This is a genomic window from Oerskovia douganii, assembly GCF_015142735.1.
GTDB classification, from domain to species: Bacteria; Actinomycetota; Actinomycetes; order Actinomycetales; family Cellulomonadaceae; genus Oerskovia; species Oerskovia douganii.
This window is the reverse complement of record NZ_JACSPN010000025.1, coordinates 40,030-47,140: the sequence shown is the minus strand read 5'-3', so window position 1 is coordinate 47,140 and position 7,111 is coordinate 40,030. Positions and strand designations below refer to the sequence as shown.

The 7,111-nt window shown below is 72.6% G+C and carries 5 protein-coding genes; all 5 read right to left on the bottom strand.

Going from position 1 to position 7,111, the window contains the following annotated elements:
• Positions 1–37: 37 nt before the first annotated feature.
• Positions 38–2,125: a M3 family metallopeptidase gene (locus H9623_RS16080; protein WP_193721023.1), complete on the bottom strand. Its 2,088-nt coding sequence runs from the start codon at positions 2,123–2,125 to the stop codon at positions 38–40.
• Between the two features lie 103 nt (positions 2,126–2,228).
• Positions 2,229–2,870, bottom strand: coding sequence for a GNAT family N-acetyltransferase (locus H9623_RS16075; protein WP_193721022.1), 642 nt, complete (start codon positions 2,868–2,870; stop codon positions 2,229–2,231).
• A gap of 55 nt (positions 2,871–2,925) precedes the next feature.
• Positions 2,926–4,041 carry an alanine dehydrogenase gene (gene ald, locus H9623_RS16070; protein ID WP_193721021.1) on the bottom strand — a complete coding sequence of 372 codons (1,116 nt, stop codon included), beginning with the start codon at positions 4,039–4,041 and terminating at the stop codon, positions 2,926–2,928.
• 227 nt (positions 4,042–4,268) lie between these two features.
• The gene (locus H9623_RS16065; protein ID WP_193721020.1) at positions 4,269–5,477 is read right to left on the bottom strand and encodes an RtcB family protein; all 1,209 of its coding nucleotides are present in this window, start codon (positions 5,475–5,477) and stop codon (positions 4,269–4,271) included.
• Between the two features lie 97 nt (positions 5,478–5,574).
• A complete protein-coding gene (locus tag H9623_RS16060) occupies positions 5,575–6,867 on the bottom strand; it encodes an AI-2E family transporter (protein WP_227748772.1) in 1,293 nt (430 codons plus the stop codon).
• Positions 6,868–7,111: the final 244 nt, after the last annotated feature.

The window sequence follows — 7,111 nt, the reverse complement described above, 5'->3', positions numbered from 1 at the left end:
GGACCCGTACGGGTCCGCCTCGGCGCCGCGGGGACGACTACGCGTCGAGACCGCGACGCGTCAGCAGCGGCGCGATCTCCGGGGCGCGGCCCCGCAGGTCGGCGAACGCGACCATGGGGTCGACCGAGCCGCCGCGCGCGAGCAGCTTCTTGCGGAACGCGTCGCCGTTGGCCCGGTTCAGGCCGCCGTTCTCCTCGAACCAGGTCACGGTGTCCGCGTCGAGGACCTCCGACCAGATGTAGGAGTAGTAACCGGCCGAGTACCCGCCACCGAACACGTGGTTGAAGTACGTCGTGCGGTAGCGAGGCGGCACGGGCGCGAACGCGACGCCGGCCGCCTCGAGAGCCGCGGCCTCGAACGGCAGGACCTCGTCGACGCTCGTGGGCACCTGCTCGGGGGCGAGCTGGTGCCAGGCCTGGTCGAGCAGCGCGGCCGCGAGGTACTCGGTCGTCCCGAAGCCCTCGTTGAACAGGCGCGAGGCGAGCATGGTGTCGACCCACGCGGCCGGCATGGGCTCGCCCGTGACGTGGTGGACCGCGTAGGACGTGAGGATCGTGGGCTCCCAGGCCCACATCTCGTTGACCTGCGAGGGGTACTCGACGAAGTCGCGCGGCACCTCGGTACCCGACTGCGACGGGTAGCGCACGTCGGAGAACAGCCCGTGCAGGGCGTGGCCGAACTCGTGGAAGAGCGTGATGACCTCGTCCCACACGAGGAGCGTGGGCTCGCCCGCCGGAGGCTTGACGATGTTGAGGTTGTTCACGACCACGGGCGGCTGGTCCAGCAGGTGGTTCTGGTCGACCAGGTTGTTCATCCACGCCCCGCCACGCTTGGACTCGCGCGTGTAGAAGTCGGCGAGGAACAGCCCGAGGCCCTGGTCGGGCTCGCCGACCGGTCCGTCGAAGACCTCGAACACCCGGACGTCGGGGTGGTAGCCCACGAGGTCGGTGCGCTCGGCGAACGAGATCCCGTAGAGCAGGTTCGCGGCCTTGAACACGCCGTCGGTCACGACGCGGTCGAGCTCCAGGTAGGGGCGCAGCGCGGCGTCGTCGAGCGAGTAGCGCTCCTTGCGGACCTGCTCGGCGAGGTACGCCCAGTCGGACGCGCGCAGCTCGGCGTGCCGACCGGCCTCACGGGCGAGCGCGACCTCGAGGTCGCCGGCCTCACGGCGGGCGTTCGCGACGGCCGCCGGGGCCAGGCGCGAGAGCATCGCGTTGACGGCGTCGGTCGTCTTGGCCGTCGCGTCCTCGGCGATGTAGGCCGCGTGGTGGTCGTACCCGAGGAGCCGGGCGTGCTCGGCACGCAGCCGCGCGAGGTCGATCACGATCTGGCGCGTGTCGTTGTCGTCGCCCGTCGCGCCGCGCGTCATGGACGCCTGCTGGACGCGCTCACGCGTGTCGCGGCGGGCCAGGGACGCGATGACGCCCTGCTGCGTCGGGAGCTGCATCTCGAGCAGGTACCTGCCCTCGTGCCCGCGCGTCGCGGCCGCAGCCGCAGCGGCCGCGATCGCGTCCTCGGGCAGGCCGTCGAGCTCGGCGGCGTCGTCGACGAGGACGCTCGCGGCGTTGGCCCCCGCGAGCAGCTTGCGGCCGAACGCGGCCTCGAGCGAGGTCAGCTTCCCGTTGAGCTCGCGCAGGCGCTCCTGGTCCGCGGCGTCGAGCTCGATGCCCGAGCGGCGGAAGTCGACGAGCAGGGTGTGCAGGAGCCAGGCCGTGTCGGCGTCGAGCGTGAGCTCGCCCGCGTCGACCGCGTCCTGGAGGGCGCGGACCCGCGCGTACAGGCGCGCGTCCATGTAGATCGCGTCGTGGTGGGCCGAGAGCTCGGGGGCGACGGTCTCCTCGATCTCCTCGAGGCCGGGCGTCGAGTCGGAGCTCGCGACGTTGTAGAAGGCCGTGACCGCACGCGTCAGGAGCTGCCCGGCGGACTCGAGGGCCTCGAGCGTGTTGGCGACCGTGGGTGCCTCGGGGGCGGTGACGATCGCCTCGATCTCCGCGCGCTCGGCCTCCATGCCGGCACGGAGGGCAGGGAGGTAGTGCTCCTCGCGGATCGTCGTGAAGTCGGGGAGCTGGTACGGGAGGGTGGACGCCGCGGCGAACGGGTTGGCCGGGTCGAGAGTGCTCGTCATGCGTCCTATCCTCACCCGGCGCACGGCCTGCTCACGACATCATTCCCGGCGCGGCACCCGCCGGGACGCCCTCACCGCCCCTCGGCGGCCACGCGCTCGGCCGTCACCCGTGCGGCGAGGCCCCGGGGTGCACCCCGGAGCCCACCCGCTCCCCCGCCTCGGCCGACGGCCACGGTTCCACGGGCTCGCGCGGGTCGTCCGCCAGGAGCGTGCCGATCCACGCGTCGCGGCGCCGACCCCGCTGGATCCCGTGGCCGCGCACCGTCCCCTCGACACGGAACCCGAGGCGCCACGCGACCCGGCGCGACGCCCAGTTGCCCGTGTACGCGGTCCACACGATGCGGCTCAGCCCCAGCCCCTCGGGGTCGAACGCCCAGTCGACCGCGAGGCGCGCGGCCTCCGACATGAGGCCTTCGCCCCGCGCCTCGGGAGCGAGCCAGTACCCGATCTCGGCCGACGCGTCCGTGGTCGGTGCCTGGTCGCTCGTGAGACCGATCATGCCGAGCACGGGCCCCTCCGGGTCCTGGGGTCGACGGATCGCCCACGTGTTCCCGCGGCCCGTCCGCCAGGCCTCGGGCACGATCTCCTCGATGAACGACGCCGCGTCCGCCCGCGAGTACGGGCTGGGGACCGTGGTCCAGTCCGCGACGTCCTGCCCCTGGCAGAGCTCGGTGATGCGATCGACGTCCGCGGCGGTGGGCATCGCGAGACGGACGTGCTCGTTGGCGAGGACGAAAGGCTCCATCCGGACAGGATGCCACTCCTCGGGGCCGAGCCCCAGAGCATTCCGGCGACCGGCCCTACTCCCGCAGCACGTCCTCGGCACGGGTCCAGGGCAGCCCGAGCGCAACCCCGACCTGCTCGTTGACGAGCGTCCCCGTCACGGTCGACAGCCCGTTGCGCAGCAGCGGCACGTCCGCCAGCGCGCGGGCACCGCCGTCCGCGAGGAGCGCGAGGTAGGGCAGCGTCGCGCTCGTGAGGGCGTGCGTGCTGGTCACGGGCACCGCGCCGGGCATGTTCGCGACGCAGTAGAACGTCGACCCGTGGACCGTGAAGGTGGGGTCGTCGTGCGTCGTGGGCCGGGTGTCCTCGAAGCAGCCGCCCTGGTCGACCGCCACGTCCACGAGCACCGACCCCCGCTTCATGCCGGACACCAGGTCGCTGGTGACCAGGCGCGGGGCCCGGGCACCCGCGACGAGGACCGCACCGATCACCAGGTCGGCCGCGAGCACCTCCTGCTCGATCGCGTACGCGCTCGACGCGACGGTCCGCACGTGGCCCGCGAACTCGCGGTCGAGCCCGCGCAGCACGGGCAGCGACAGGTCGAGGATCGTGACCTCGGCCCGCATGCCGACCGCGATCTCGGCCGCATGGCGCCCGGCGGTCCCGCCGCCGAGGATCACGACACGCCCCGGCCTGCTGCCGGGCACCCCGCCGAGCAGCACGCCCGACCCGCCCGCGGGGCGCATCAGGTGGTACGCCCCGACCTGGGTCGCCATGCGCCCGGCCACCTCGCTCATGGGCGCGAGCAGCGGGAGCGACCCGTCGGGCGCCTGCGCGGTCTCGTAGGCGACCGCGGTGGTCCCGGCGTCGAGCAGCGCGGCCGTGCCGCGGGGGTCCGCGGCGAGGTGCAGGTAGGCGAAGAGCAGCAGGTCGTCGCGCAGCAGCGGGTACTCGCTCGGGACGGGTTCCTTGACCTTGCACACCAGCTCGGCCCGACCCCAGACCTCCTCGGCGGTGTCCAGGACGTGCGCGCCCGCGAACGCGAAGTCCTCGTCGGAGATCGCCGACCCCGCCCCCGCGCCCGCCTCGACGAGCACCTCGTGCCCGGCAGCGACCAGGTGGTGCGCGCCGGCCGGGGTGAGCGCGACGCGGTACTCGTTGTTCTTGACCTCGGCGGGTATCCCGATCCTCATGCCGCCCAGCGTGTCGCGTGCGCGCGGATCCCGCGCGTCGAGAGCACCGCGCCGCCCGGGGCGCGACCGCCGGGACCGCGCCCGCCCGTGCTGCCCGACGGCGGAGCGCACCGCCGCGGGAAGGCGCGCTGCGCCGTCGGGCCGGGTCGTGGCGCCGAGAACGAGGTCGAGGCCGTCCCCGGGCCACGACGACCTCGACCCTGCTCTCGGCACGCCTCGACGACCGGTCAGTCGCCCTTGACGTTGACGATCTGCCGCAGCGTGTGCCGCACCTCGACGAGGTCCGCCGCGTCCTGCATGACCCGGTCGATCGGCTTGTAGGCCGCCGGGATCTCGTCGACGAACGCGTCGGTGTCGCGGTACTCGATGCCCGCCATGGCCTCGCGCAGCTGCTCGTGCGTGAAGGTCTTGCGCGCCTTGCTGCGCGAGTACTCCCGCCCCGCGCCGTGCGGCGCCGAGTCGAGCGCGAGCGGGTTCCCCGTGCCCACGACCACGTACGACGCCGTGCCCATGGACCCCGGGATGAGCCCCGGGTCCCCCTCGCGGGCGCGGATGGCCCCCTTGCGGGAGACCCACACGTCCTGGTGGAAGTGGTGCTCGCGCTCGGTGAAGTTGTGGTGGCAGTTGATGCGCTCGGCCTCCTCGACCGGCGCGAGCCCCGACCAGGCGTCGAACGCGGCCACGACGCGGTCCATCATCTCCTCGCGGTTGAGGAGCGCGAAGTGCTGGGCCCACCGCAGCTCGCGGATGTACGCCCAGAACTCGTCGGTGCCCTCGACGAGGTACGCGAGGTCCTTGTCCGGCAGGTCGATCCAGTACCGGGCCATGAGCTCGCGCGCGACCGCGATGTGGTGCTGCGCGATCTTGTTGCCGACCCCGCGCGACCCGGAGTGCAGGAAGAACCAGACCCGGTCCTCCTCGTCGAGGCTGACCTCGATGAAGTGGTTCCCGGACCCCAGCGACCCGAGCTGCAGACGCCAGTTCCCCGCGTACCGCGCGGGATCGAAGCCCGCCTCCTCCGCGAGCGCCTCGAGCTCGGGCACACGGGCCGCCGCCGTGTCGGTCAGGCGCTGGTTGTAGGAGCCGGCGCTCGTCGGCACGGCCTGCTCGATCGCGATCCGCAGGTCGCGCAGCGCGGGCCCGGCGACGTCGCCGGCCGTGTACCGGGTCCGGACCGCGACCATGCCGCACCCGATGTCGACGCCGACCGCGGCGGGGATGATCGAGCGCAGCGTCGGGATCACCGAGCCGACGGTCGCGCCCAGCCCCAGGTGCGCGTCGGGCATGAGAGCGAGGTGCGGGTAGACGAACGGCATGGTCGAGGTGCGCTCGGCCTGCTCGCGGGCGCCGTCGTCGAGGATCGAGGCCCAGCTCCAGAGGGTCTTGGTCAGGCGAGTCGGCGTGGTCTTCACGGTCGCCCGGGTGCTCGTGGTCATGGCGAGAACTGTGGCAGGCCGCTGCGGTCCGCGGCGAGGTTTATTCGGCAGCGTCGTGCCGCGGCGACGGGCGAGGCCGTCCCCTGGTCCGGCTGGTCTAGGCCTCGGCGGTCGCCTCGCTGTCGCTCCCCCGGCCGCCCGAGCCCCCGCTCGCGCCGCCGTTCGAGGAACGGCCCCGCCCGGACAGCGCGATCTCCTTGGCCGTCGGGATGTCCTCCTCCATGGGCGGGTCCTTGCGCCTCAGCTTGCTGAACACGGCCCACGCGACCGCGACCAGCGGGACCGACACCACGGCCCCGAGGATGCCCGCGATGAACGTCCCGGCCGTGACCGCGAGCGCGACGACCACGGGGTGCAGCGAGACCTGCTTGCCCATCACGAGCGGCTGCAGGATGTGCCCCTCGAACTGGCCGATGAGGGCGATGAAGATCCCGACGAGCGCAGCGTTCACGACGCCGTTCGCGGCGAGCGCCACGACCATCGCGACGACCATCGCGGCCGGGGCACCGATGAGCGGGATGAACGCGCCGATGAACACGAGGACCGCGAGCGGCGCCGCGAGGGGGACGCCCAGGATCACCAGGACGATCGCCGCGAGGATCCCGTCGGCGAGAGCGATGATGACGGTCCCGCGGGCGTAGCCCGAGAACGTGTACCAGCCCGCCCCACCGGCCGCGATCCACGTCTCCCGCGAGCGGGACGGGAGCTGGTTGAGGAACCAGGTCCACATGTCCTTGCCGCGCGCCAGGAAGAAGATCGTGCAGAAGATGGCGAGGGCGAGGACGGCGAAGCCCTCGAACACCGAGCCGGCGCTGGCTGCGGCCTGGCTCGCGATGTCCCCGCCGTGCTCCGCGATCCACGTGCGCGCGTTCTCGATCCAGGTCTCGATGTCGGCCGAGGTGATCGTCACGGGCAGCGGACCGTTCTCGAGGAAGTCGAAGATCTTCTCGATGCCGCTGTTGAACTGGCCCGCGAGGCTGTCCCACTGGCCCGCGACCGACGTGATGACGTAGGTCAGCAGGCCGCCCAGCACCAGGAACGCCGAGAGGATCGCCAACGCGGTCGCGAGAGCACGCGGCATGATCTTCGCGTACCAGTCGGTCACCGGCCGCAGCACCGAGGTGATGACCAGCGCCAGGAAGACCGCGATGAACACGATCTGCACCTGCGCGGTCGCGTAGAAGATCAGCCCGACCGCCGCGACCAGCAGCAGGATCCGCCACGACCAGCCCGCGCTCGTGCGCAACCAGGCGGGCACCGACTCGTCGACGCCCACGACCGACGGGTTCCTCCGTGCGCCCGCGACCTTCTTGGCGGCGGGACTCAGCCCGGCCAGGTGCTTCATCGAGGCCGTCGGTCGCTCGCTCGGGATCCCTGGGCTCGCCGACATGGCATCCTCCGGCCGTGCGTCCCTGTCCTCAGTCACGAGCACCCCATCCAGTGTCGGTCCGAACGTGAAACCACCCCTGACCTGCACCGACCGGTGCCCGAGGTCCGGGGACGCTCCCCAGTCTGCACCACGGGCCGGATGCACGCTCGGCGCCCGAAACGTGTTATGTTTTTCCCCGCAAGGCCCCCGGCGGGAACGCCGGGACCTGACACCTGTCCGGGTGGCGGAATGGCAGACGCGCTAG

Excerpts from the sequence above, each read along its gene's own strand:
- H9623_RS16080 (WP_193721023.1), bottom strand. The coding sequence starts at position 2,125 with ATGACGAGCACTCTCGACCCGGCCAACCCGTTCGCCGCGGCGTCCACC.
- H9623_RS16075 (WP_193721022.1), bottom strand. The coding sequence starts at position 2,870 with ATGGAGCCTTTCGTCCTCGCCAACGAGCACGTCCGTCTCGCGATGCCC.
- ald (WP_193721021.1), bottom strand. The coding sequence starts at position 4,041 with ATGAGGATCGGGATACCCGCCGAGGTCAAGAACAACGAGTACCGCGTC.
- H9623_RS16065 (WP_193721020.1), bottom strand. The coding sequence starts at position 5,477 with ATGACCACGAGCACCCGGGCGACCGTGAAGACCACGCCGACTCGCCTG.
- H9623_RS16060 (WP_227748772.1), bottom strand. The coding sequence starts at position 6,867 with ATGTCGGCGAGCCCAGGGATCCCGAGCGAGCGACCGACGGCCTCGATG.